Annotated in this window: 20 protein-coding genes and 5 tRNA genes; all 25 read left to right on the forward strand. The window is 58.6% G+C overall.

All coding sequences use genetic code 11. The annotated features are described in order from the left end of the window. The first annotated feature begins 342 nt into the window (after positions 1–342). The 25 genes from AC1RQI_RS00005 to rplC all read left to right on the forward strand — a co-directional run bounded on the left by AC1RQI_RS00005 (position 343) and on the right by rplC (position 25378). Positions 343–1356, forward strand: a complete 1014-nt coding sequence (locus AC1RQI_RS00005; RefSeq protein ID WP_481903161.1) for a hypothetical protein — start codon at positions 343–345, stop codon at positions 1354–1356. 1 nt (position 1357) lies between these two features. Beyond that, positions 1358–1927 carry a hypothetical protein gene (locus tag AC1RQI_RS00010; RefSeq protein ID WP_481903162.1) on the forward strand — a complete coding sequence of 190 codons (570 nt, stop codon included), beginning with the start codon at positions 1358–1360 and terminating at the stop codon, positions 1925–1927. Positions 1928–1930: 3 nt separating this feature from the next. After that, entirely contained in the window at positions 1931–4111 is a 2181-nt protein-coding gene (locus AC1RQI_RS00015) for a DUF6160 family protein (protein ID WP_481903163.1), read from the forward strand. Between the two features lie 57 nt (positions 4112–4168). Then, positions 4169–5143 (forward strand): biotin--[acetyl-CoA-carboxylase] ligase, encoded by a 975-nt coding sequence (locus tag AC1RQI_RS00020; protein ID WP_416633538.1) that lies wholly within the window; start codon positions 4169–4171, stop codon positions 5141–5143. Further along, entirely contained in the window at positions 5127–5861 is a 735-nt protein-coding gene (locus AC1RQI_RS00025) for a type III pantothenate kinase (RefSeq protein WP_481903164.1), read from the forward strand. Before AC1RQI_RS00020 ends, AC1RQI_RS00025 begins: the two co-directional genes overlap by 17 nt. A gap of 219 nt (positions 5862–6080) precedes the next feature. Next, a tRNA-Thr gene (locus AC1RQI_RS00030) sits at positions 6081–6156 on the forward strand. 48 nt (positions 6157–6204) lie between these two features. Next, a tRNA-Tyr gene (locus AC1RQI_RS00035) sits at positions 6205–6288 on the forward strand. A gap of 6 nt (positions 6289–6294) precedes the next feature. Then, a tRNA-Gly gene (locus AC1RQI_RS00040) sits at positions 6295–6369 on the forward strand. A gap of 11 nt (positions 6370–6380) precedes the next feature. Continuing rightward, positions 6381–6455, forward strand: a tRNA-Thr gene (locus AC1RQI_RS00045). A gap of 57 nt (positions 6456–6512) precedes the next feature. Next, positions 6513–7706 carry an elongation factor Tu gene (gene tuf / locus AC1RQI_RS00050; protein WP_416633540.1) on the forward strand — a complete coding sequence of 398 codons (1194 nt, stop codon included), beginning with the start codon at positions 6513–6515 and terminating at the stop codon, positions 7704–7706. Positions 7707–7719: 13 nt separating this feature from the next. Next, positions 7720–7795, forward strand: a tRNA-Trp gene (locus AC1RQI_RS00055). A gap of 30 nt (positions 7796–7825) precedes the next feature. Next, positions 7826–8194 carry a preprotein translocase subunit SecE gene (secE, locus tag AC1RQI_RS00060; protein WP_416633541.1) on the forward strand — a complete coding sequence of 123 codons (369 nt, stop codon included), beginning with the start codon at positions 7826–7828 and terminating at the stop codon, positions 8192–8194. A gap of 13 nt (positions 8195–8207) precedes the next feature. Beyond that, positions 8208–8741, forward strand: coding sequence for a transcription termination/antitermination protein NusG (gene nusG / locus AC1RQI_RS00065; protein ID WP_416633542.1), 534 nt, complete (start codon positions 8208–8210; stop codon positions 8739–8741). A 100-nt stretch (positions 8742–8841) separates the two neighbouring features. Continuing rightward, a complete protein-coding gene (rplK, locus tag AC1RQI_RS00070) occupies positions 8842–9273 on the forward strand; it encodes a 50S ribosomal protein L11 (RefSeq protein ID WP_416633543.1) in 432 nt (143 codons plus the stop codon). A gap of 1 nt (position 9274) precedes the next feature. Next, positions 9275–9973, forward strand: a complete 699-nt coding sequence (rplA, locus tag AC1RQI_RS00075) for a 50S ribosomal protein L1 (protein ID WP_416633544.1) — start codon at positions 9275–9277, stop codon at positions 9971–9973. Positions 9974–10208: 235 nt separating this feature from the next. Beyond that, positions 10209–10739, forward strand: a complete 531-nt coding sequence (gene rplJ / locus AC1RQI_RS00080) for a 50S ribosomal protein L10 (RefSeq protein WP_416633545.1) — start codon at positions 10209–10211, stop codon at positions 10737–10739. Positions 10740–10775: 36 nt separating this feature from the next. Then, positions 10776–11156: a 50S ribosomal protein L7/L12 gene (rplL, locus tag AC1RQI_RS00085; protein ID WP_416633546.1), complete on the forward strand. Its 381-nt coding sequence runs from the start codon at positions 10776–10778 to the stop codon at positions 11154–11156. A gap of 182 nt (positions 11157–11338) precedes the next feature. Beyond that, positions 11339–15412, forward strand: a complete 4074-nt coding sequence (rpoB, locus tag AC1RQI_RS00090) for a DNA-directed RNA polymerase subunit beta (protein ID WP_481903165.1) — start codon at positions 11339–11341, stop codon at positions 15410–15412. 73 nt (positions 15413–15485) lie between these two features. Further along, complete coding sequence (gene rpoC / locus AC1RQI_RS00095) at positions 15486–19697, forward strand: DNA-directed RNA polymerase subunit beta' (protein WP_481903166.1); 4212 nt, start codon at positions 15486–15488, stop codon at positions 19695–19697. Between the two features lie 99 nt (positions 19698–19796). After that, positions 19797–20171, forward strand: a complete 375-nt coding sequence (rpsL, locus tag AC1RQI_RS00100; RefSeq protein WP_416633549.1) for a 30S ribosomal protein S12 — start codon at positions 19797–19799, stop codon at positions 20169–20171. A gap of 165 nt (positions 20172–20336) precedes the next feature. Beyond that, entirely contained in the window at positions 20337–20807 is a 471-nt protein-coding gene (gene rpsG / locus AC1RQI_RS00105) for a 30S ribosomal protein S7 (protein WP_416633550.1), read from the forward strand. Positions 20808–20825: 18 nt separating this feature from the next. Continuing rightward, positions 20826–22931 carry an elongation factor G gene (gene fusA, locus AC1RQI_RS00110; RefSeq protein WP_416633551.1) on the forward strand — a complete coding sequence of 702 codons (2106 nt, stop codon included), beginning with the start codon at positions 20826–20828 and terminating at the stop codon, positions 22929–22931. Between the two features lie 33 nt (positions 22932–22964). Further along, on the forward strand, positions 22965–24158 hold the full coding sequence (tuf, locus tag AC1RQI_RS00115; RefSeq protein ID WP_416633540.1) for an elongation factor Tu: 1194 nt from the start codon (positions 22965–22967) through the stop codon (positions 24156–24158). Between the two features lie 188 nt (positions 24159–24346). Next, positions 24347–24658: a 30S ribosomal protein S10 gene (rpsJ, locus tag AC1RQI_RS00120; RefSeq protein WP_041341420.1), complete on the forward strand. Its 312-nt coding sequence runs from the start codon at positions 24347–24349 to the stop codon at positions 24656–24658. 78 nt (positions 24659–24736) lie between these two features. Then, entirely contained in the window at positions 24737–25378 is a 642-nt protein-coding gene (gene rplC, locus AC1RQI_RS00125; RefSeq protein WP_416633552.1) for a 50S ribosomal protein L3, read from the forward strand. The last annotated feature ends 11 nt before the right edge of the window (positions 25379–25389 follow it).

A 25389-nucleotide genomic window follows, 5' to 3' on the forward strand; every position in this document is an offset into this window, starting at 1 on the left:
AACCACTCAGCGCCGATGGTAGTGTGGGTCTCCCATGCGAGAGTAGGTCATCGTCAGGCTCCTACACCCAAGCCCCGACACAGCGCGTGTCGGGGCTTTTTTTGTGATTGAGATCGCACTTCTCACCAATATCCCTCTTTTGTCGCCCTTATCCTGTAAAACTGCTGACTGATTCAAAGCATTGCTGAGCTGCCTGAGTATGCTGGGTACAAGACGTTCCCCGCTTCCGTTTCTGGTTCAGGAGTGTGGCAATTGGCGGACAGCAAACGAACAATCGGCCTTAGCGTCGCAGCGCTCTGGCTCGCAGCCTCCCAAGCTGTCCTAGCGGCTGGGTTGGAACCTATGAGTAATCAGGAAATGGCTGATGTCCGTGGCCAGGGCGTCGGCGTGGTCATGGAGGATTTCCGCTTCGCGCACGGTCATGATCCTGCTAATGACGAAATATTCAGGCTCAGCGGTATTACCAACAACGCGGGTGACGACGTTCAGGTCCTGGTAGATGAGCTGTATATCGGTGGCGGCGGCAGCGCGTTTGGGGACAACCTCCAGACCGTTAATCTTGGTCGGCTGACAAATCCCTTTGAGATCTCTCTGTTAGACGGTAACAACATAGGGGGCGATGCGTCTGGAAAAGCCGTTTTCGAGTATGCCGCTCCGGAGAAAGTTGCGCAGAGCCAAGGCGTCGCCTGTCTTCCAGGAGGGGCTGAAACTGGCTGCGTGAGCCGCGAAGCGGATGCCAACCAGGGGATCCGCGGTGAACGCATTGATATGGGATTTGAGGCAACCGTCCAGTCAGGCAGCGCTGATCCTCAATCGGTCAATATTCATGCCCAAAAGGCGGTCGTGGATGGTAGCTCTATCCAGCTGTGGGGCGCTGCCGATGATGATGACCGCCAACAGCTGCGAGGTCGGATTCAGGCGAACCTGTACACGCCGAGCCTGACGATCAGTGCCTGCGAGCAGGGCGGCACAGGCTGTGGGGGGCAGCTCGCCTTTAATGACTTCATGATGGAAGTCACGCTTGGAAACAAGCATCAACCGCTTTTCCTGGGTGTGCTCGGAGTTGGCCAACAGGTCACGACGGATGGTGAAACCGTCGCCGGGCCTGGCAACTTCCAGCTGCAGCTGAAGGCGATTAATAAGGCGAAATCGCCGGCACCGATCAATGATTCCGGCGATGGCTCCAGTGATGGTGATGCGACCCATGATTTCTATCAGGCGTACTACACGAACGATGAGCACCGGAGCGATCTCCGTGTGGGCGATCTTCAGGTAGGCGACGAGACTATGGGCAAAACCCGGATGGAAGGCATGCTGTTCCAGAAACTGGATGTGACAACAAGGAGCCTGGACTGAAATGGTGATTCAGAGAGGGTGGGCCTGGCGACTGATTCTCAGCCTGATTGCCACGTCCGGTTTGGGGATGAACGCCGCTGCCGAGATGCAGGCAATGAGCAATGAGGCACTGTCAGGTGTAAGTGGTCAATACGGTGGTATGTCTCTTTCTGGCGATGTCACGTTCAACCGTAATGGTGGTCCGCTCAAGGGGGAGGGCCTTGGGTTTGACTGTAATCAGAGTGGCCGCTGTGGTTCCCGGATTGCGGCACAGCTGAGCGAGGGCGGAGGCTGGGTCGTGCTTGATGACTTGCAGGGAACGTTCGAATTCATGGGCCTGACGCTGGCGACACGTCTGATTAGCGGCAACGATGATGGTTTTGGGGGCGACGCGGGGGATTTCGGGCGTGAAGTGATCGAGATCGGCATGCCGGATACTGCGAGCTTCGACAATTTCGGTTACACCATTGCTACCAGTTCGACCGCCAGGCCCAGCGACCCGGATTTTCAACAGACCGACCGTATGACGGTAGAGATGAGCGGCGATGTGACGCTCGATGGTAATGCGCTGATTTTTCCGACGGAGCCGTGACTGATGACGAAATCTTTACGCCATCGTTGGATTGAGCCCTGGGTTGTGGCGCTCTCAACCGTTGCGGTACCGGCAGGTGCCATGGAGGCTTTGGATGACGCGGAGCTTTCCAATGTTCAGGGCCAGGCAGGTGCTACCGTAGAGCTGGCCACGAAAGCCTCGGTCGAACGCTTCAGCTACTTTACCAACGACAATGGTATTCATCTGGAGGATATCAGCATCGGCTCGGCGTCTGATCCTGACGGGCGCGCCAGGCGCGACTATGATCTGGATCTTGTCAACGACGGCAGCCTGGAAATTGGTTTTGATGTAAAGGACGAACGTGTAGCCGTCGGTGGCGTTTTCCTGGATGACAGTGGTGCCAAGAGCATGGGCTCATTCTGGATGGATCGGAACATGAATGGTTGGTTCCGGATTACCCCGGGAGGTGCGCTGTCTGAAGAGGGTTACACCTTTAACTCGTTTTTGGCGATGACAGGTTCCCGATTTGGGTACCAGACGAATGGACATCAGATTTTTCTGGATGATGTGGCCATGTTTGTTAACGCCTCGGACCACACCCTGGATGTCAAAGATGGTGTGGTAGAGTACGTCGCTCCCACTGAGCTCTATTTCGAGGTCGGCGCGGTCCGGTATGCCGAGGGGCGCTCCCATGTACGGGGTGACCAGAGTGGTCGTCCCAGCATGGGTGGTTTCCAGACGGACCTGGATTTTGTCTCCGAGTTTGAAATCAGTGGTGGCGGTGGCCGTCAGGGTCCGGAAGGGCTCAGGGTTAACGCCGATACAACGCTGAACACCGCCAATTTCCTTTACAGCACTAATGGCTACGGCCTGGAGTTGAGCGGCATGTCCGGCAACTCGTCGATTCAGGATCTCCGGATTGAGGTTGGTAAGGATTTCACCGACGAGCAGCGCCAGGGGCTGGCGTTCACGTTGAACGGGGATCAGTCCCGGGCGGAAGGCAACCTGAGTATCGATGAGATCCGGTTGGGCGTTGACACTGGTACGCGGGATGGTGGGCGCGATATAGGTTCCGTTGACCTGAGCTGGCTTTACGAAAATCAGACCATCGACGGTGAGGGCTATACCAACCAGGTGTTCGCGATGGCTGGCGGTCATCCGGACGCAGGTGACGAGGGCTTGCGGTTTGCCACTGAGTGGAGCCTGGCGGATGCGGACCTTACCTATACCACTAACGATAACCCTGTGGTTTTTGATGGTATCCAGTCCTGGGGCCGGGGGGATGTGACCCTCGATGTTACGGGTGACGAAACCCTCGGTGGCACGGACTTCTACAAAGGGCTTCGAATCGGCTTTGATGGCGTATCGGGTGGTTACCGCATGGATGGTCTCAGGGTCGGGGACCAGGACGCCGACTTGCAGGGGGGCGTGGAGCTGCTCAGTACTCTGGGCATTTTCCGCTCCTTTGAGTTTGGTGAGATGAACGGGCAGTACACGTTGGCTCCTGGCGGGCCCAATGGTGAGGGCATTACGATCAATTCCGACCTTTATATTGAGGATGGTGTTATCGGCTCGCTTACGGAGGATTCCGGCCAGGGAGTCTGGGCGGATGACCTGTCCTACGAGGGCCACATCCGGGATATGACACTGGAGGTGGTGAAAAACGGGCTGAAGGTCATCCAGGGCGAAGCCTGGAGCACCATGGACGTTGGTAACCTGCGGGTTGGTGGTGCGGATGATGGCGCCAGCTTTGGACGAGTGGTTTGGCAGCGTTACGGCGAGAACAACGAGTTGGTGATTACCGGACCTGATTCGAAGGAAGGGCTCAAGCTGGCTCTGACCAGTGTGTTCAATAAGGCAGTCGGAGACCGTGCCAACCGCTTCATCTGGGAAACCGGTCGAAGCCTGGATGGCCAAGGCAACCCTGAAAATGGGACCGGAATGCAGCTGGTGCTGGATGACATCCATACCTCCGATGGTCCGGGGAGCAGCAGTAATGAATACGGCATCAAGACCGATCTTGTGGTCGATGTTCGCGAGGTTGAGTCTGCGAATGGCAGCCGGCAGGGTTTTTCCGTTAACACCAGAACCCGGTTCCGGGAGCTCAACGTCGGCCAGGTGGATCTCGTCCATCCCGACGGCGGCGCTGCGACAGCGCTCCAGGGCGTCAGCATCCAGAATATGGATATGGAATCCAACCTAAACGCCACGCCTATCCCCTAAGGTATTCCTTTTACCTGCTTTGTTGGTTACCTTGGCCCGGGCAGGCGAGGAGACCACATGCATCCCTATCCTTTAATCCATTTGCTGGCAGACGGTCAGCTTCATTCTGGGACGGAATTGGCTGAGCGTCTGGGCGTCAGCCGTACTGCCGTCTGGAAGCAACTCCGGCGTCTTGAAGAACTTGGCCTTGAGGTCGAATCGGTCCAAAGTCAGGGATATCGTTTGGCTGAGCCGTTGGATCTTCTGTCCCGGGCGTCTATCGAGGAGGCCTTGGCAAGGTGGGAGCCCCAGCCAGAGCTCACTCTCGAGCCGGTTGTGGCGTCAACCAACTCGACCCTTATGGCATCGGGAGGGGGTGCTACCGCTCCTCGTGTCTGCCTTGCTGAGCAGCAACTGCAGGGGCGAGGCCGGCGGGGCCGGAGCTGGGTCAGCCCCTTTGCGCGCAACCTGTATCTCAGTATTGGGCTGGAGACCGAAGCTGGTCCAGCCGCTGTTCAGGGGCTGACGCTGAGGGCGGGCATCGGGGCCGCAAGGGCGTTGAGTGGCATGGGGATTTCGGGGTTGGGCATCAAGTGGCCCAATGATCTGTGGCTCAATGGTCGCAAGGTTGCCGGGATCCTGACGGAGCTTCAGGGGTCGGCCCAGGATGAGTTGCGGCTGGTCATTGGGATAGGTCTGAACGTTTACATGACGGCACCGGAAACGACCATCGATCAGCCCTGGACGTCCTTGGCTCAGGAGGGAGCGATCCCCCCGGGTGGGCGCAATGGGCTGGCCATTGGTTTGATTCAGGGCATTCTCGGCGCCGTGAGCAATCTCGGTGCGGGGGCGGCTTCCGATTTGGCGCAGGAATGGGCGGAGTACGATGTGTTGCGCGGCAGGCAGGTCGCGGTGCGCGGTAGCGATTGCCGGGGCATTGGTTATGGGATCGACGGGGCTGGGCAACTGCGGCTCCGGACCACGGATGGCGAGGAGGTGTTGCTCAACGCTGGGGAAGTGAGCCTGGAGGTCCCGGTTGATCCTGCAGGTTGATGCTGGCAACTCTCGGGTCCACTGGCGTTATGTTGATCCTCACCGGGTTGTGCTTGAGCGCGGGCACCGGTCCTGGGAGGCGGTGGATCGTGATGGTTTGGAGGGGGCGATTCCGGGGCAGTTCTCGCACCTGGAGTTCGCTTCCGTTGCGGGCGAGCGGGCAAAGGACCTGAAAGCCGCATTGGCCGGGGCGGGCCATGTTAAAGTGACTGACTTCACCACTGACCCTCAAGCGTGTGGCGTTCGCAACGCCTATCCGGAACCCGGCCAGATGGGAGTTGACCGGTGGCTTGCGATCCTGGGTGCCTACACCCGCTGGGGCGGTCCGCTTACGGTTGTGGACGCTGGAACGGCCGTTACTATTGATCATGTGGATTCCGTGGGAAACCATCACGGTGGCTACATCCTGCCGGGCGTCCATCTGATGAAGGCATCACTTGGTTTTGGAACCTCTGGTGTGCGCCCCGGCCCTGTGGACGACGACAGCACGGCGCCAGGGATCACGACGTCGGAGTGCGTCCAGCATGGTATCGCCTGGGCAATGCAGGCACTCGCGCACCAGAGCACGGTTTATTGGAACAATCAGGGGAAGATCATCCTGACCGGCGGCGATGCGCCGGCTATGGCAGTGGCCCTGGGGCCTGAAGCGGTGCTGGAGCCCGAGCTGGTTTTTTGTGGCATGGACGCTGTCATGGCGGAAGCCGGTTACGGCTACTAACCTACGGGAGCGATTGTGCGGATTCTGTTCGGGGTGCTCTGTTTGGCCAACCTGGTGGTCTTTCTGTGGGCCGAGCGTCTCCCGGAACCGGAGTCACAGACGGTTCCGGCGGCCAATCTGCCAAGGGTAGAGCCAATTCAGATCATTGAAACGAAAAAGGGTATTGCAAAGCCGCAGGAAAATCCTTAGGATACTGCACTCGCTGATTGGCGATACAGAGCTGGTGTAGCTCAGCAGGCAGAGCAACTGACTTGTAATCAGTAGGTCGGGGGTTCGATTCCCTCCACCAGCTCCAGATCAGCACCGTTTTTAAGTGGGCGGCCTTGTAGGCCGGTCACGAAACGGAGGGGTTCCCGAGTGGTCAAAGGGATCAGACTGTAAATCTGACGCGAAAGCTTCGCAGGTTCGAATCCTGCCCCCTCCACCACATTTTGCGGGTGTCGTATAGTGGCTATTACCTCAGCCTTCCAAGCTGATGACGCGGGTTCGATTCCCGCCACCCGCTCCAAGTTGTCGTGAGCTCATGTAGCTCAGTGGTAGAGCACACCCTTGGTAAGGGTGAGGTCGGCGGTTCAAGTCCGCCCATGAGCTCCAGTTTTAAGCTGGCTTTAACGTAACGAAGAAAAGGCAACGGCGCGGGAGAAAGGTCAAGTGTCTAAGGAAAAATTCGAAAGAGATAAGCCGCACATCAACGTGGGCACCATTGGTCACGTAGACCACGGCAAGACGACGCTGACGGCAGCGCTGACGCGTGTGAGCGCCGAGGTGTTCGGCGGTGAAATGCGGGCGTTTGACCAGATCGACAATGCGCCGGAAGAGAAAAACCGCGGGATCACCATCGCGACCTCGCACGTTGAGTACGGCTCCGAGTCGCGTCACTACGCGCACGTCGACTGCCCGGGCCACGCCGACTACGTTAAGAACATGATCACCGGTGCGGCGCAGATGGATGCGGCGATTCTGGTGGTGTCAGCCGCTGATGGCCCGATGCCGCAGACTCGTGAGCACATCCTGCTGTCGCGTCAGGTTGGGGTGCCGAACATTGTGGTGTTCCTGAACAAGGCCGATCAGGTTGACGACGAAGAGCTGCTCGAGCTGGTTGAAATGGAAGTTCGGGAACTGCTCAGCGAGTACGACTTCCCGGGCGACGACACGCCGATCGTGACCGGGTCCGCGCTGATGGCGATGGAAGGCAAGGACGACAACGGCTACGGCACCACCGCGGTGGCGAACCTGATCAAGGAAATGGACGGGCACATTCCGGAGCCAGAGCGTGCCGTGGATCAGCCGTTCCTGATGCCGATTGAGGACGTGTTCTCTATCTCCGGGCGTGGCACGGTTGTCACCGGCCGAGTCGAGCGTGGTGTGCTCAAGACCGGGTCCGACGTGGAGATCGTGGGTCTGCGTGAGACGCAGAAGACGGTGTGCACGGGCGTTGAGATGTTCCGCAAGATGCTCGACGAAGGGCGTGCGGGTGAGAACATCGGGGCGCTGCTGCGTGGCACCAAGCGCGATGAGGTAGAGCGCGGCCAGGTTCTGGCTCAGCCGGGCACGATCACACCCCACACCAAGTTCGAGGGTGAGATCTACATCCTGAGCAAGGACGAGGGTGGTCGTCATACGCCGTTCTTCACCGGCTATCGGCCCCAGTTCTACTTCCGGACCACGGACGTAACAGGTACCTGTGAGCTTCCGGAAGACGTTGAGATGGTGATGCCGGGCGATAACGTCAGGCTCACGGCAACGCTGATCGCGCCGATTGCGATGGAAGACGGTCTGCGCTTTGCGGTACGCGAAGGCGGCCGGACTGTCGGTGCCGGCGTGGTGACCAAGATTATCGAGTAAAAAGTTTCGGTGCAGGCCAGTAGCTCAATTGGCAGAGCAGCGGTCTCCAAAACCGCAGGTTGGGGGTTCGATCCCCTCCTGGCCTGCCATTTATTTCCGCACCCACAAAGTTGAACCCTATGGAATCCAGTTCCAGAGAGGCGACGACCCGCTTTGACACCGCAAAGTGGGTCGTCGTCGTTGCTTTGGTGGCGGCAGGTGTAGCCGGCAACCACTATTACGGGGGCGAATCCCTCCTTTATCGGGTCCTGGCATTGGTAGCGCTGGCGGTCGTCGCAGGCGCTATAGCGCTGCAGACGGCAAAAGGGCGCCAGTTGGCCCGTATCATGAGAGAAGCCAAGGTTGAGATCCGGAAAGTGGTCTGGCCGACCCGGCAAGAGCTTCTTCAGACCACAGCCATCGTGCTTGGCTTTGTGTTACTGGTGGCGCTGATCCTGTGGGGCATGGATTCTTTAGTGGCGTGGATTGTCTCAAGTCTGATTGGTTAACAGAGAGCGGCACATGGCGAAACGCTGGTACGTGATTCACGCCTACTCCGGCTTTGAAAAGCATGTTATGCGGTCCCTCCGGGAGCGGGTGGAACTCAACAACATGGATGACCTCTTTGGTGAGATTCTGGTGCCCACCGAAGAAGTTGTTGAGATGCGCGACGGCAAAAAGCGCAAAAGCGAACGCAAGTTTTACCCCGGCTATGTGTTGGTCCAGATGGAAATGACCGATGAGACCTGGCATCTGGTGAAAAGCACTCCCAGGGTGATGGGTTTCATTGGTGGCACCCCGGATAAACCGGCGCCGATCAGTGAAAAAGAAGCTGAGGCTATCCTGCAGCGTGTCGAAACGGGTGCTGAGCAGCCTAAGCCGAAGACGCTGTTCGAGCCGGGCGAGATTGTACGGGTTATTGAAGGGCCCTTCGCGGATTTCAATGGCGTGGTCGAGGAAGTGGACTACGACAAGAGCCGTGTAAAAGTTGCAGTTCTGATCTTTGGCCGGTCCACGCCGGTCGAGCTGGAGTTTGGCCAGGTCGAGAAAGACTGAAGGCCATATGGAGGAAGGCGCATGAGCCCATAACAGGGTCATGTGCCTTTCTGTCTCAACGGGGAGCCAGTATGGCGCTTGAACCCATCAGGAGGTTAACGTGGCTAAGAAAATTGAAGCTTACATCAAGCTGCAGGTCGCCGCGGCCAAAGCGAATCCGAGCCCGCCCGTGGGTCCGGCGCTGGGCCAGCACGGCCTGAACATCATGGAGTTCTGCAAGGCATTCAATGCCGAGACGCAGGACATGGAGCCGGGGCTGCCGATTCCGGTCGTTATTACGGTCTACAGTGATCGCAGCTTTACGTTCATTACCAAGACGCCGCCGGCACCGGTTCTGCTGAAAAAAGCAGCCGGCATCTCCACTGGCTCGGGTAAGCCGAACACCGACAAAGTCGGGAGTGTAACGCGCGAGCAGCTGGAAGAGATTGTGAAAACCAAGGACCCCGATCTGACGGCCGCTGACATGGACGCCGCAGTGCGTACCATCGCAGGTACGGCGCGCAGTATGGGCCTGAACGTGGAGGGGCTCTGAGATGGCAAAACTGAGTAAACGCCAGAAGCTGATCCGCGAAAAGACTGACCGTACGCGCGCTTACAGTGTAGAGGAAGCGGTCGAGATCCTGAAGGACCTTGACCAATATACCAATTTTCAGGAATCCGTTGACCTGGCGGTGAATCTGGGCGTCGATGCCCGTAAATCCGATCAGGTGGTACGTGGCTCCACTGTTCTCCCCAATGGCACCGGCAAGAGTGTACGTATCGCCGTCTTTGCCCAGGGCGACAATGCCGATAAAGCGACCGAGGCGGGCGCTGATGTGGTTGGCATGGACGATCTTGCCGAGCAGATCAAGGGTGGCGATCTGAACTTTGATGTTGTTATCGCTACGCCGGATGCCATGCGCGTTGTTGGCCAACTGGGCCAGATCCTTGGCCCGCGTGGGCTCATGCCAAACCCGAAGGTCGGGACGGTAACCGCGGATGTTGAAACCGCAGTAGCCAACGCCAAGGCCGGCCAAGTCCGGTTCCGTACCGATAAGAAGGGTGTTGTGCATTGTGCCGTGGGTAATGTCGGTTTTGATGCATCGTCCATCCGCGAAAACCTGGAAGCGCTGCTGGGTGACTTGAAGAAGCTCAAGCCGGCCACCGCCAAGGGTGTTTATCTCAAGAAAGTGACTCTGTCCTCCACCATGGGGCCAGGGCTCACCATTGATCAGTCAACGCTGTCCATCTGACAGGTTGGAGCACACCGGGCGTCAGTGTAACTGGCGCCCGTTTCGAGCTTTGTAGTCTGGGCGTGAGCCGGGCTGTCAAAGACCGCAGGTCCCCGAATCCATTGGGTACAGGGGTTAAAGCAATGCCTGCGCAGACGGTGTAAGACGTTCTCTCCGAACAAAGACACCGTAAGGGCGCCCTCAGGGGCGTGAGTTGATCGCCGGCCCAGCCGGCACAACCTGAGGAGTAAAACCAGTGGCAATCCAACTCGAAGGCAAAAAGGCGATTGTCGCCGAAGTCAACGAGGCTGCCAGTGGTGCTTTGTCTGTTGTCCTTGCGGACTACCGGGGTGTGAGCTCCGGCGATATGACCGCGTTGCGCGCAAAGGCCCGTGAACAGAACGTCTACCTTCGGGTAGTTCGGAATACGCTCGCGAAGCGTGCTGTTCAGGGGACCGAGTTTGAATGCGTGAGCGAGGCGCTCGTCGGCCCAACCCTGTTTGCATTTTCCATGGAGGATCCGGGTGCGGGCGCGCGTCTGCTCAAGGATTTTTCCAAGGAAAAAGACAACTTTGAAATCAAGGCACTGGCCGTAGGTGGCGAGCTGCTGGGTGGCGAGCAGATTGATCGTCTGGCCAAGCTTCCGACGCGTGACGAAGCGCTGTCGCAGCTGGCGGGCACAATCCAGGCTCCGATCACCAAGCTGGCACGGACCTTCAACGAGGTTCCGTCCAAGGTTACCCGCGCGGTAGCTGCAGTTCGTGACCAGAAGAAAGAAGCAGCCTGATTGGTTTTTTATCATTTTTGAATCTGGAGAATAGTCATGGCTCTGTCTAAAGACGATATCCTTAATGCAATCGCCGAAATGAGCGTCATGGAAGTAGTTGAGCTCGTGGAAGCGATGGAAGAGAAGTTTGGCGTTTCTGCTCAGGCTGCTGTTGCGGCGGCACCTGCTGCCGGCGGTGGTGAAGAAGCTGCGCCTGCTGAAGAGCAGACCGAGTTTGACATTGTGCTCACCGATGGGGGTGAGAAGAAGGTCAACGTTATCAAGGTTGTTCGTGAGCTCACTGGGCTTGGCCTGAAAGAAGCCAAGGCCCTGGTTGACGGTACGCCTGGTACGCTCAAAGAAGCAGCTAGCAAGGAAGAGGCGGACGACGCCAAGGCGAAGCTTGAGGAAGCAGGCGCCACTGTTGAGCTCAAATAACGGCTTGTACAGCCGGAAAGAGCGCTGAGAACGCGAATTGGCTGGTGGCATAAGCCGCCGGCCTTTTCGCGTTTTTGGCAGGTTGCCCTGGGATGCCCAGGGCCTACCGGGTTCCGACCCGGACCCGAATCCCGGCGACGCCGGGAGATACCAGTTATTAAGTCCGAAGCTGGGGAATGCAGATGACTTACTCCTACACCGAGAAAAAGCGACTCCGCAAAGAGTTTGGCAAGTTGCCGTCCGTCATGGATGTCCCGTTTCTGCTTGCAACGCAGATTGACTCCTACCGGGACTTTCTGCAGCTTGAATCAGACGCGGACAATCGCAAGAACACGGGCTTGCATGCCGCGTTTCAGTCCGTTTTCCCGATCACCAGCTATTCGGGGAATGCGGCCCTGGAGTATGTCAGCTATCGGCTCAGCGAGCCGGCATTTGACGTCAAGGAATGTCAGCTTCGGGGGGTGACCTACGCAGCACCGCTACGCGTGAAAGTGCGCTTGGTCATCTACGACAAGGAGTCCTCCAACAAGGCCGTTAAGGACATCAAAGAGCAGGAAGTCTACATGGGCGAAATGCCCTTGATGACTGAAAACGGCACTTTCGTGGTCAATGGCACTGAGCGGGTGATTGTGTCCCAGCTTCATCGTTCGCCCGGTGTGTTCTTCGACCATGACAAAGGCAAGACCCATTCCTCCGGCAAGCTCCTGTATTCCGCGCGGGTCATCCCGTATCGGGGCTCCTGGCTGGACTTTGAGTTTGATCCCAAGGATTCCGTCTTTGTCCGGATCGACCGCCGGCGCAAGCTCCCGGCGACGATCCTGCTGCGTGCGCTGGGCTATACCTCTGAGCAGATCCTGGACATGTTCTTTGATACCAGCCGTTTCACGCTGGGTAAGGAGTCATGCAAGCTCGAGCTCGTTCCCAGCCGGCTCCGTGGTGACATTGCAACCTTCGACATCACCGACCAGGAAGGCAATGTCGTCGTAGAGAATGGACGCCGAGTGACGGCCCGCCACATCCGTCAGCTGGAGAAAGCCGGGGTTACCGAGCTTGAGGTGCCGCGCTCCTATCTCCACAGCCGGGTCGTGGCTCATGACATTGTGGATGAAAGCACCGGTGAGGTGATCATCGAGTGCAATACCGAGCTGACCGAGGAGCACCTTGAAAAGCTCGAGGAAGCAGGCATTGAGTCCATTGAAACCATCTACACCAATGACCTGGATTGCGGGCCCTTCATTTCCGATACACTGAGGATCGACCCCTCCCGCAACCAGCTGGAGGCATTGGTCGAAATCTACCGCATGATGCGTCCAGGTGAGCCGCCGACCAAAGAATCGGCGGAAACGCTTTTCAACAACCTGTTCTTCTCGGAAGAGCGCTATGACCTGTCGGCCGTGGGCCGCATGAAGCTCAACCGTCGCCTTGGACGGGAGGAGCTTGAAGGCTCCGGTGTCCTTGAGGAGCAGGACATCGTGGATGTGCTGCGCACGCTCGTGGACATCCGCAACGGCAAGGGTGAGACCGACGACATCGACAACCTGGGCAACCGTCGTATCCGCTGTGTGGGTGAGATGGCGGAGAACCAGTTCCGTGTTGGGCTGGTGCGCGTTGAGCGGGCCGTGCGTGAACGGCTGAGCCTAGCCGAGAGCGAAGGGCTGATGCCGCAGGATCTGATCAATGCCAAGCCGGTCGGGGCGGCCATCAAGGAATTCTTCGGCTCCAGCCAACTGTCTCAGTTCATGGACCAGAACAACCCACTGTCCGAAGTAACGCACAAGCGGCGTGTTTCGGCACTTGGGCCGGGAGGTCTGACACGTGAACGGGCTGGCTTCGAGGTGCGGGACGTGCACCCGACCCACTATGGGCGTGTCTGTCCAATCGAGACGCCTGAAGGGCCGAACATCGGCCTGATCAACTCCCTGGCCACCTATACACAGACCAACAAGTACGGCTTCCTCGAAAGCCCGTACCGTAAGGTGATCGATGGCCAGGTGACGGATGAGATCGTGTATCTGTCCGCCATTGAGGAAAGCAACTACATCATCGCCCAGGCGAGCGCCAAGCTTGATGACAGCGGCAAGCTCTCGGATGAGCTGGTGACGGTCCGGCACAAGAACGAGTTCACCGTCATGCCGCCGGAGAAAGTCAACTTCATGGACGTTTCTCCGAGACAGGTGGTGTCGGTTGCGGCCGCGATTATTCCATTTCTGGAACACGACGACGCGAACCGTGCCCTTATGGGCTCCAACATGCAGCGCCAGGCAGTTCCGACACTGCGCGCCGACAAGCCGCTTGTGGGCACGGGAATGGAACGCATTGTCGCCAAAGACTCGGGCGTGTGTGTCGCGGCGGAGCGTGGCGGCGTGATCGAGAGCGTGGACGCCTCCCGTGTGGTGGTCCGTGTCCGTGATGACGAGACAAGTGCCGGTGATGCGGGCGTCGACATCTACAATCTGACCAAGTACACGCGCTCGAACCAGAACACCTGCAGTAACCAGCGGCCCATCGTCAGTCGCGGTCACGAGGTTGAGCGTGGTGACATCCTTGCCGATGGGCCTTCCGTGGATCTTGGCGAGCTGGCACTGGGTCAGAACATGCGTATCGCCTTCATGCCGTGGAACGGCTATAACTTTGAGGACTCCATCCTCATTTCGGAGCGTGTTGCGCAGGAAGACCGGCTGACCACGATCCATATCCAGGAGCTGACCTGTGTCGCCCGGGATACCAAGCTGGGCTCGGAAGAGATCAGTGCGGACATTCCGAATGTTGGTGAACAGGCACTGTCCAAGCTTGACGAATCCGGTGTCGTTTACATTGGCGCGGAAGTGGACGCTGGCGATATTCTCGTAGGCAAGGTAACGCCGAAAGGTGAAACCCAGCTTACGCCCGAGGAGAAGCTGCTGCGCGCGATCTTCGGCGAGAAAGCGTCGGACGTTAAGGACACCTCACTGCGCATGCCCACCGGCAAGCGCGGCACTGTCATCGATGTGCAGGTGTTCACGCGGGATGGCGTGGAGAAGGACCAGCGTGCCCTGTCGATTGAGCAGGACGAGCTCAATGCCTTCCGTAAGGACCTGAAAGACGAGTACCGGATTGTTGAAACGGCCACCTTTGAGCGCCTCAGGAGCGCGCTTGAAGGGCAGACGGTGGTCAGCGCGCCGGGCCTGAAGAAAGGGGATACCCTCACCGGTGAGTACCTGGATGAGCTCAAATCGGATCAGTGGTTCAAGCTGCGCATGCAGGAAGACTCGCTGAACGACATGCTTGAGCGCGCCGAGGAGCAACTGGAAGAACGTCGCCAGGACCAGGAGCAGCGCTTTGAGGTCAAGAAGGAGAAGATCCAGCAGGGCGACGACCTGGCGCCGGGCGTCCTCAAGATCGTGAAGGTCTATCTGGCGGTGAAGAGCCGCATCCAGTCTGGTGACAAGATGGCGGGCCGTCACGGTAACAAGGGTGTGATCTCCTCCATTATGCCGACCGAGGATATGCCCTTTGATGAACAGGGCGAGCCTGTGGATGTGGTTCTGAACCCACTGGGCGTTCCCTCGCGGATGAACGTCGGGCAGGTGCTGGAAACCCATCTGGGCGCTGCGGCGCGTGGACTGGGCGACAAGATCAACACCATGCTGGAGCAGCAGAAGAACGTCAGCGAGATCCGCAGCTTCCTTGACGAGATCTACAACGGGACGGATACGCCCGAGGTTAACCTCGACGAGCTCAGCGACGATGAGATCCTCAACATGGCGAACAACCTGCGCGGTGGTGTTCCCATGGGTACCGCGGTGTTTGATGGTGCCAATGAGGCCGAGATCAAGAAGATGCTCGAGCTTGCGGACATGGATACCAGTGGCCAGGTCAAGCTGTTTGATGGCCGTAGCGGTGATGCCTTTGACCGTCCTGTGACCGTGGGCTATATGTACATGCTCAAGCTGAACCACCTGGTCGAGGACAAGATGCACGCCCGTGCGACCGGTTCCTACAGCCTGGTGACCCAGCAGCCGCTGGGCGGCAAGGCGCAGTTCGGTGGCCAGCGCTTCGGGGAGATGGAGGTCTGGGCTCTGGAGGCCTATGGCGCTGCCTATACCCTTCAGGAGATGCTGACCGTCAAGTCTGACGACGTGAACGGCCGCACCAAGATGTACAAGAACATTGTCGATGGTGACCATCGCATGGAGCCGGGCATGCCCGAGTCCTTCAATGTTCTGGTTAAGGAAATCCGGTCGCTCGGCCTCGACATTGATCTCGAGACGGACTGACCCGAAACCTGTTTGGCAGCGACGGCGGTGGCACAACGTCACCGCCAGTGATTAACGCTCCGGAGCCAATATTATGAAAGACCTGCTCAACCTGCTGAAGAACCAGAATCAGAAACAGGAATTCGATTCCATCCGGATTGGCCTCGCTTCTCCGGAAATGATCCGGTCCTGGTCCTTTGGGGAAGTCAAAAAGCCGGAAACCATCAACTACCGGACGTTCAAGCCGGAACGTGACGGGCTGTTCTGTGCCAAGATCTTCGGGCCAGTTAAGGACTATGAGTGCCTGTGCGGCAAGTACAAGCGCCTCAAGCATCGTGGTGTGATCTGTGAAAAATGCGGTGTTGAGGTTGCCCTGGCAAGTGTGCGCCGTGAGCGTATGGGGCATATCGAGCTTGCCGCGCCGGTAGCCCATATCTGGTTCCTCAAATCGTTGCCCTCGCGCATTGGTCTGATGCTGGACATGACCCTGCGCGACATCGAGCGTGTGCTGTATTTCGAATCCTTTATCGTTATCGACCCGGGCATGACGACACTCGAGCGCGGCCAACTGCTTAACGATGAGCAGTACTATGAAGCGCTTGAGGAATTCGGCGATGAATTCGACGCCCGTATGGGTGCGGAAGCGGTCAAGGAAATGCTTGGTGATATCGATCTCGGTGAAGAGATCGAGAAGCTGCGCGAGGAAATGCCGCAGACCGCTTCCGAAACCAAGATCAAGAAGCTTTCCAAGCGGCTGAAGCTGATGGAGGCTTTCTACTACTCCGGGAACAACCCGCAGTGGATGATCATGGAAGTGCTGCCGGTGCTGCCACCGGATCTGCGCCCGCTGGTTCCGCTCGACGGTGGCCGTTTTGCCACCTCGGACCTGAATGACCTCTATCGGCGGGTGATTAACCGTAACAACCGTCTCAAGCGGCTGCTTGAACTGAATGCGCCGGACATCATCGTGCGCAACGAGAAGCGCATGCTGCAGGAGTCCGTGGACGCACTGCTGGACAATGGCCGTCGTGGACGTGCCATCACCGGGTCCAACAAGCGCCCGCTGAAGTCGCTTGCGGACATGATCAAGGGCAAGCAGGGCCGTTTCCGTCAGAACCTGCTGGGCAAGCGTGTGGATTACTCCGGGCGCTCGGTCATCGTGGTCGGCCCCTACCTCAAGCTCCATCAGTGCGGTATCCCGAAGAAGATGGCACTGGAGCTGTTCAAGCCCTTCATCTTCTCCAAGCTCGAGCATCGCGGCCACGCCACCACCATCAAGGCGGCCAAGAAGATGGTCGAGCGCGAAGAAAGCCTTGTCTGGGACATCCTGGAAGAGGTGATCCGCGAACATCCGGTGCTGCTGAACCGGGCGCCGACATTGCACCGTCTGGGTATCCAGGCCTTCGAGCCAGTGCTGATCGAAGGCAAGGCCATCCAGCTGCATCCGCTGGTCTGTGCGCCCTACAACGCCGACTTTGACGGCGACCAGATGGCGGTGCATCTGCCCCTGACGCTGGAATCGCAGCTTGAGTCCCGGGCACTCATGATGTCGACCAACAACGTGCTGTCGCCGGCCAATGGTGAGCCCATCATTGTGCCGTCACAGGACGTGGTTCTGGGACTGTACTACATGACGCGTGAGCGTCTGCGGGCAGAAGGTGAAGGCCGTATCTTCGCCGATCTGGATGAGGTTGAGCGCGCCTTCGGTGCCGGAGAAGTGGATCTGCAGGCGAGGGTCCGTGTCCGTGTTACCGAGGTTGATCTGGATGATGAGACGGGTGACCGTCATGTGGAAACCAGCATCCAGGAGACCACGGTCGGGAGGGCCATGCTCTATAACATCACCCCGGAAGGCCTGCCGTTCAGCCTGGTCAACCAGGCAATGGCCAAGAAGCAGATCTCCAAGCTGATCAATGCCTGCTACCGCGAAGTGGGGCTGAAGGAAACCGTGGTTTTTGCCGACCAGTTGATGTACACCGGTTTCCACTTCTCGACCGTTTCCGGCTGTTCCATCGGCGTGAACGATTTCGAGGTACCACAGGAAAAGTACACCCTGATCGAAGAAGCCGAATCCGAGGTCATGGAGATCGAGCAGCAGTTCGCCTCCGGCCTGCTGACTCAGGGCGAGAAGTACAACAAGGTGATCGACATCTGGGCGCGGGCCAATGACCAGGTCTCCAACGCCATGATGGACCGCCTGAGCAAGGAACAGGTCATCACCCCCGAAGGTGAGGTGGCGAAGGACGAAAATGGCGAGGAGCTGACCCAGGAGTCGTTCAACTCGGTTTACATCATGGCCGATTCCGGCGCCAGGGGTTCCCCGGCCCAGATCCGTCAGCTTTCTGGCATGCGCGGCTTGATGGCCAAGCCGGACGGTTCGATCATCGAGACCCCGATCACTGCGAACTTCCGTGAAGGCCTGAACGTACTGCAGTACTTCATCTCGACTCACGGCGCGCGTAAGGGGCTGGCCGACACTGCCCTCAAGACGGCCAACTCCGGCTACCTGACCCGCCGTCTGGTGGACGTTTCCCAGGACCTGGTGGTGACCGAAGAGGATTGCGGCACCGACGACGGCATCCTGATGACGCCGCTGGTCGAGGGTGGCGACGTGGTCGTGCCGCTGGGCGACCGGGTTCTGGGCCGTGTTACGGCCAAGGACGTGTTTACGCCGGGTGATAAGAAGAATCCGGTAGTCGAAGCCGGAACTCTGCTGGACGAGAAGCTGGTTGAAAAGGTCGAACGCGCCGGTGTTGACGAAGTCTGGGTTCGCTCTGCGATCACCTGCCACACCCGCTACGGCATTTGTTCGAAGTGCTATGGGCGTGACCTTGCGCGGGGCCACCAGGTGAACGTGGGCGAAGCTGTTGGTGTTATTGGCGCCCAGTCGATTGGCGAGCCAGGGACCCAGCTCACCATGCGGACCTTCCACATTGGCGGTGCCGCGAGCCGGGCTTCAGCGACGGACAACATCCAGGTCAAGCACGGCGGTAAGGTGCGGCTGCACAACCTCAAGTCCATCGAGAAGAGTGATGGGACACAGGTGGTGGTTACCCGCTCCTCCGCGCTGGCGATCGCCGATGAACACGGGCGTGAGCGTGAATGGTACAAGCTCCCCTATGGTGCTGTGCTTGAGGTGAACGAAGGGGACCAGGTCGATGCGGGAGCCGTGGCGGCGAAGTGGGATCCCCACACGCACCCAGTTATCGCCGAGGCAGTGGGTAAGGTCCGGTTGCTCAACATTGAAGAGAACATCACGGTCCGCACGCAGACTGACGAACTCACAGGTCTGTCGACCATCGAGGTCATGGACCCGAACGACCGGCCTGCCTCTGGTAAGGACCTGAAGCCCGCCGTAGAGCTGGTGGACGAAACCGGCGAACCGGTGACCCTTGCGGGTGGCTCGCCAGCGCATTACTCAATGCCGGCGAACGCGCTCGTGACGCTGCGCGAAGGGGATTCCATTGAACTGGGTGACGTGATTGCCCGGATTCCGCAGGAAACCACCGGCACACGTGACATCACGGGGGGTCTGCCGCGGGTCGCCGACCTGTTTGAGGCGCGCAAGCCCAAGGATCCGGCTATTCTTGCGGAAGTCAGTGGTGTGGTCTCCTTTGGTAAGGAGACCAAGGGCAAGAAGCGCCTTGTGATTACACCGAAGGATGGTGACCCCTACGAAACCCTGATCCCGAAATGGCGGCAACTGAACGTCTTCGAGGGTGAAACGGTAGAGCAGGGTGAACTGATTTCCGATGGCCCGTCGAACCCACACGACATACTGCGGCTTCTGGGCATCACCGAGTTGGCGAAGTACATCACCAACGAGATTCAGGATGTCTACCGTCTGCAGGGCGTGGGTCTGAATGACAAGCACATCGAGGTGATCTGCCGCCAGATGCTGCGGAAGGTCATCATCGTTGATGCGGGTGATACCAGCTTCATCTCGGGTGACCAGGTTGAATACACCCATGTCATGGAAGAGAACGAGCGCATAGAGGCACAGGATAAGCAGCCGGCGACATTCCAGCGCGAACTGCTGGGCATTACCAAGGCTTCGCTGGCAACCGAATCCTTCATCTCGGCAGCGTCGTTCCAGGAGACGACGCGGGTTCTGACCGAAGGCGCTGTTACCGGCAAGCGGGATTACCTGCGTGGCCTCAAGGAGAACGTGGTCGTTGGCCGCTTGATTCCGGCGGGTACCGGTCTGGCATACCATGAGGAACGCCGCCGTCGCCGTGAAGAGACAGAGCAGCAGGTCAGTGCTGACGATGTGGTCGAAGCATTGAGTGCAGAGCTCAATAAGTAACCAGTTATCTTGACTGGCGGGGGGCGCAGACTTAAACTTGCGTCCCTCACTGAATCGCCCAGACAGGGCAAAACCGTCTGAAAACCGGAGTTAATCTAGATGGCAACCATTAACCAGTTGGTTCGAAAGCCGCGTAAACGCCGGGCTGCTAAGACCGACGTGCCGGCGCTGCAGGGCTGTCCTCAGCGGCGGGGCGTGTGCACCCGCGTCTACACCACAACCCCGAAGAAGCCGAACTCCTCGCTTCGTAAGGTCTGCCGTGTTCGGCTGACCAACGGGCATGAGGTCGCCTCCTATATCGGTGGTGAAGGCCACAACCTTCAGGAGCACAGTGTGGTGTTGATCCGTGGCGGGCGAGTCAAGGACCTCCCGGGTGTGCGCTATCACACCGTGCGCGGGACACTGGATACCCAGGGTGTTCAGAACCGCCGCCAGGGGCGTTCGAAGTACGGAACCAAGCGTCCGAAGTCCTGATCCGGACTTCGGTTTTAACAACAGTGATTCAGCAGGCTTTCTTTTATCGCTGGCAAACGGTCGCTAGGGATCGTAAGTGCCGATAAGAGTAAGGCCGGGTGGCGCAGGCGTGCGCTTCATTCCGGAACAACCTGAAGACCTGACACTTTTACTGAGGGCTTATCGATGCCAAGAAAACGCATAGCAACCAAGCGGGAAGTTATCCCGGATCCGAAATTCAACAGTGAGCGGCTGGCGAAGTTCATCAACCACGTGATGGTGGACGGCAAGAAAGCTGTAGCCGAGCGCATTGTCTACGGCGCGTTGGACATTGTTGCGGAAAAGAACAACCAAGAGCCACTTGAGGTCTTCGAGACCGCGCTGGAAAACATCCAGCCCATGGTCGAGGTGAAGTCCCGCCGCGTTGGCGGTGCGACCTACCAGGTTCCGGTTGAGGTCAGGCCGTCCCGCCAGGTGGCGCTCGCGATGCGCTGGCTCGTGGATTATTCACGCAAGCGCGGTGAAAAGTCCATGGTACAGCGGCTTGCCGGCGAGATGCTTGATGCGGCTGGCAGCAAGGGTGCTGCGGTCAAGAAACGGGAAGATGTGCACCGTATGGCCGAGGCCAACAAAGCCTTTTCCCACTATCGCTTCTAATCGACCGAGGTATCTGAAGTGGCACGTAAAACACCGATCAAACGTTACCGCAATATCGGCGTCTGCGCGCATGTGGACGCCGGTAAGACAACCGCGACCGAGCGGATTCTCTACTACACCGGTCGCAGCCACAAGATGGGTGAGACCCACGATGGTGCCTCCACTACGGACTGGATGTCCCAGGAGCAGGAGCGCGGAATCACCATCACCTCCGCTGCCGTGACCGCGTTCTGGCGCGGCATGGACCAGCAGTACGACGAGCACCGGATCAACATCATCGACACCCCCGGTCACGTGGATTTCACCATCGAGGTTGAGCGCTCGCTGCGTGTGCTTGACGGTGCCGTGGTGGTCTTTTGCGGCACGTCCGGCGTCGAGCCCCAGTCCGAAACGGTGTGGCGCCAGGCGGACAAATACCATGTTCCGCGGCTTGTGTTTGTCAACAAGATGGACCGCGCCGGGGCCAACTTCTCGCGCGTCGTGGATCAGATCCGTGAGCGTCTCGGCTCCACTACCGTGCCGATTCAGCTGCCGATCGGCGCCGAGGACAACTTCCAGGGTGTTATCGACCTCATGCGTATGAAGGCGATCTACTGGAATGAGGCGGACCAGGGCATGACCTATGAGCAGACCGAGATCCCGGATGAGCTGAAGGAAGAAGCTGATGCAACCCGGGAGGCGATGGTCGAGGCGGCAGCTGAGGCCAATGAAGAGCTCATGGAAACCTATCTTGAAAACGGTGAGCTGACCGACGACCAGATCAAGCAGGGTCTGCGTGCCCGCTGTCTCGAGAACGACATCGTGCTGGCCACCTGTGGTTCCGCGTTTAAGAACAAGGGCATCCAGGCGCTTCTGGACAACGTGCTTGAGTTCCTGCCGGCGCCTGACGAGGTGCGTGCCATTACGGGTGAAGTTGACGAGGACGGGACCGAGGAAACGCGTTCCGCGGATGACGACGCACCCTTCGCATCCCTGGCGTTCAAGATCGCAACCGATCCCTTCATGGGCACGCTGACCTTTTTCCGGGTCTATTCGGGCAAGCTGGAGACCGGGACGCAGATTTACAACGCCAGCAAGCAGAAGAAAGAGCGCGTTGGCCGGATGGTGCAGATGCACGCTAATGACCGTGAGGAGATCAAGGAAGTGTTCTCCGGTGACATCGCGGCTGCAATCGGGCTCAAGAACATCACCACGGGTGATACGCTCTGCGATGAAAAGAATAAGATTGAGCTTGAACGCATGGAGTTCCCGGAGCCGGTTATCTCTGTTGCGGTCGAGCCCAAGTCCAAGGCCGAGCAGGAGAAGATGGGTACTGCGCTGGGCAAGCTGGCTCAGGAGGATCCCTCGTTCCGCGTTTACACCGATGAGGAATCCGGCCAGACCATCATCTCCGGTATGGGTGAGCTGCACCTGGACGTGATCGTTGACCGCCTTAAGCGGGAATTCAAGGTAGAGGCCAACATCGGTAAACCGCAGGTGGCCTATCGCGAGTGCATCCGCAAGCCGGTCGAGGTGGAAGGCAAATTCGTTCGCCAGTCCGGTGGTCGAGGTCAGTATGGCCATGTCTGGGTCAAGCTGGAACCGCTGCCACTGGACGATGAGGACTCCCCCACGTTCCTGTTCGAGAACAAGATCGTTGGCGGTGTGGTCCCCAAGGAATACGTCCCCGCCGTGCAGCAGGGCCTCGAGGAGCAGATGCAGACGGGTGTTCTGGCCGGATATCCGATCCTGGGTGTGAAGGCGACCCTGTTTGACGGCTCCTACCACGATGTGGACTCCAACGAGATGGCCTTCAAGGTCGCCGGTACCATGGCCATGAAGCAGGGCGCGCTGGATGCGGATCCGGCGCTCCTTGAGCCCATCATGAAGGTGGAAGTGGTGACCCCCGAGGAGTTCATGGGGGACGTTGTCGGCGACCTTAACCGTCGCCGTGGTCTGGTCCAGGGCATGGAGGATACGCCGGCAGGCAAGGTGATCCGTGCCGAGGTGCCGCTGTCCGAGATGTTCGGCTATGCAACCGACCTGCGTTCCACAACCCAGGGACGTGCCTCTTACGTGATGGAATTCCACAATTACGGGGAAGCGCCAAGCAGCATCGCGCAAGAGATCATGAACAAGAACTGATTGAACTGAATGAACAGAGCGAAGAGGTGAATCGTGTCTAAGGAAAAATTCGAAAGAGATAAGCCGCACATCAACGTGGGCACCATTGGTCACGTAGACCACGGCAAGACGACGCTGACGGCAGCGCTGACGCGTGTGAGCGCCGAGGTGTTCGGCGGTGAAATGCGGGCGTTTGACCAGATCGACAATGCGCCGGAAGAGAAAAACCGCGGGATCACCATCGCGACCTCGCACGTTGAGTACGGCTCCGAGTCGCGTCACTACGCGCACGTCGACTGCCCGGGCCACGCCGACTACGTTAAGAACATGATCACCGGTGCGGCGCAGATGGATGCGGCGATTCTGGTGGTGTCAGCCGCTGATGGCCCGATGCCGCAGACTCGTGAGCACATCCTGCTGTCGCGTCAGGTTGGGGTGCCGAACATTGTGGTGTTCCTGAACAAGGCCGATCAGGTTGACGACGAAGAGCTGCTCGAGCTGGTTGAAATGGAAGTTCGGGAACTGCTCAGCGAGTACGACTTCCCGGGCGACGACACGCCGATCGTGACCGGGTCCGCGCTGATGGCGATGGAAGGCAAGGACGACAACGGCTACGGCACCACCGCGGTGGCGAACCTGATCAAGGAAATGGACGGGCACATTCCGGAGCCAGAGCGTGCCGTGGATCAGCCGTTCCTGATGCCGATTGAGGACGTGTTCTCTATCTCCGGGCGTGGCACGGTTGTCACCGGCCGAGTCGAGCGTGGTGTGCTCAAGACCGGGTCCGACGTGGAGATCGTGGGTCTGCGTGAGACGCAGAAGACGGTGTGCACGGGCGTTGAGATGTTCCGCAAGATGCTCGACGAAGGGCGTGCGGGTGAGAACATCGGGGCGCTGCTGCGTGGCACCAAGCGCGATGAGGTAGAGCGCGGCCAGGTTCTGGCTCAGCCGGGCACGATCACACCCCACACCAAGTTCGAGGGTGAGATCTACATCCTGAGCAAGGACGAGGGTGGTCGTCATACGCCGTTCTTCACCGGCTATCGGCCCCAGTTCTACTTCCGGACCACGGACGTAACAGGTACCTGTGAGCTTCCGGAAGACGTTGAGATGGTGATGCCGGGCGATAACGTCAGGCTCACGGCAACGCTGATCGCGCCGATTGCGATGGAAGACGGTCTGCGCTTTGCGGTACGCGAAGGCGGCCGGACTGTCGGTGCCGGCGTGGTGACCAAGATTATCGAATAATCGGTTCCTCGCCCTGGAAAAGGGGTTGCCGGCGCGCAGCCCCTTTTTTGGTTTCAGGGTCTAACCCTGTAACGGATTCTCTGGAGCAGCCCGTAGCTTGACTCCGTCTCGTATGCGCCCTATAATGCGCATCCTTTTTACGGGTCGGCTTAAACGAGCTGCCAACAACGATTGGAGTTTGGTGCAACATGCAAAGCCAAAAAATCAGAATCCGGTTGAAGGCGTTTGACTACCGCCTGATCGATCAGTCCACCCAGGAAATTGTCGATACGGCAAAACGGACTGGTGCTCAGGTTCGGGGTCCTATACCTCTGCCGACCCGGAAAGAGAAGTACACCATTCTGGTCTCGCCGCACGTTAATAAGGATGCGCGTGACCAGTATGAGATCCGGACGCATAAGCGTCTACTGGATATCGTTGAGCCTACCGAAAAGACAGTCGATGCTCTGATGAAGCTCGATCTCGCCGCCGGAGTGGACGTGCAGATCAGCCTGGGTTAACGCTCTAGTTAACCCCTCAGAGTGTAACTGTCTTTCAGGCCATAGAGGGTTGAAGCCCCGTACACTAAGAGGTGAACAATGGCGATTGGTGTTGTCGGCCGCAAGGCCGGTATGACTCGTATTTTTACCGACGAGGGTAACTCCATCCCCGTCACGGTGATCGAGGTTGATTCCAACCGGGTCACCGAAATCAAGACGCCCGAACGTGATGGCTACCGTGCGGTCCAGGTGACTACCGGTGCCCGCCGTGCGAATCGGATTAACAAGCCCGAAGCCGGTCATTTCGCGAAGAACGGTGTTGAAGCAGGGCGCAGTCTCTGGGAGTTCCGGCTGCAAGAGCAGACGGAAGAGGCTGAGCTCAAGCCCGGATCCGAGCTTGATGTGTCCCAATTCGAAGACGGTCAGGCAATCGATGTGACGGGCCAGTCCAAGGGCAAGGGCTTTGCCGGCACTGTTAAGCGCTGGAACTTCTCCACGCAAGATAATACCCACGGTAACTCAGTGGCGCATCGTAAGCCGGGCTCCATTGGTCAATGCCAGTCTCCGGGGCGCGTCTTTAAAGGCAAGAAGATGTCCGGGCAGATGGGTAATGCGCGCGTGACCACTCAGAACATTGAGATCGTGCGCGTGGATGCCGAGCGGAATCTGCTGCTGGTTAAAGGGCCTGTCCCTGGCGCCAATGGCGGTGACCTGATCATCAAGCCCGCAGTGAAAGCCTAAGGGGTGGCGTG

The organism is Salicola sp. AFF1 (assembly GCF_056783195.1).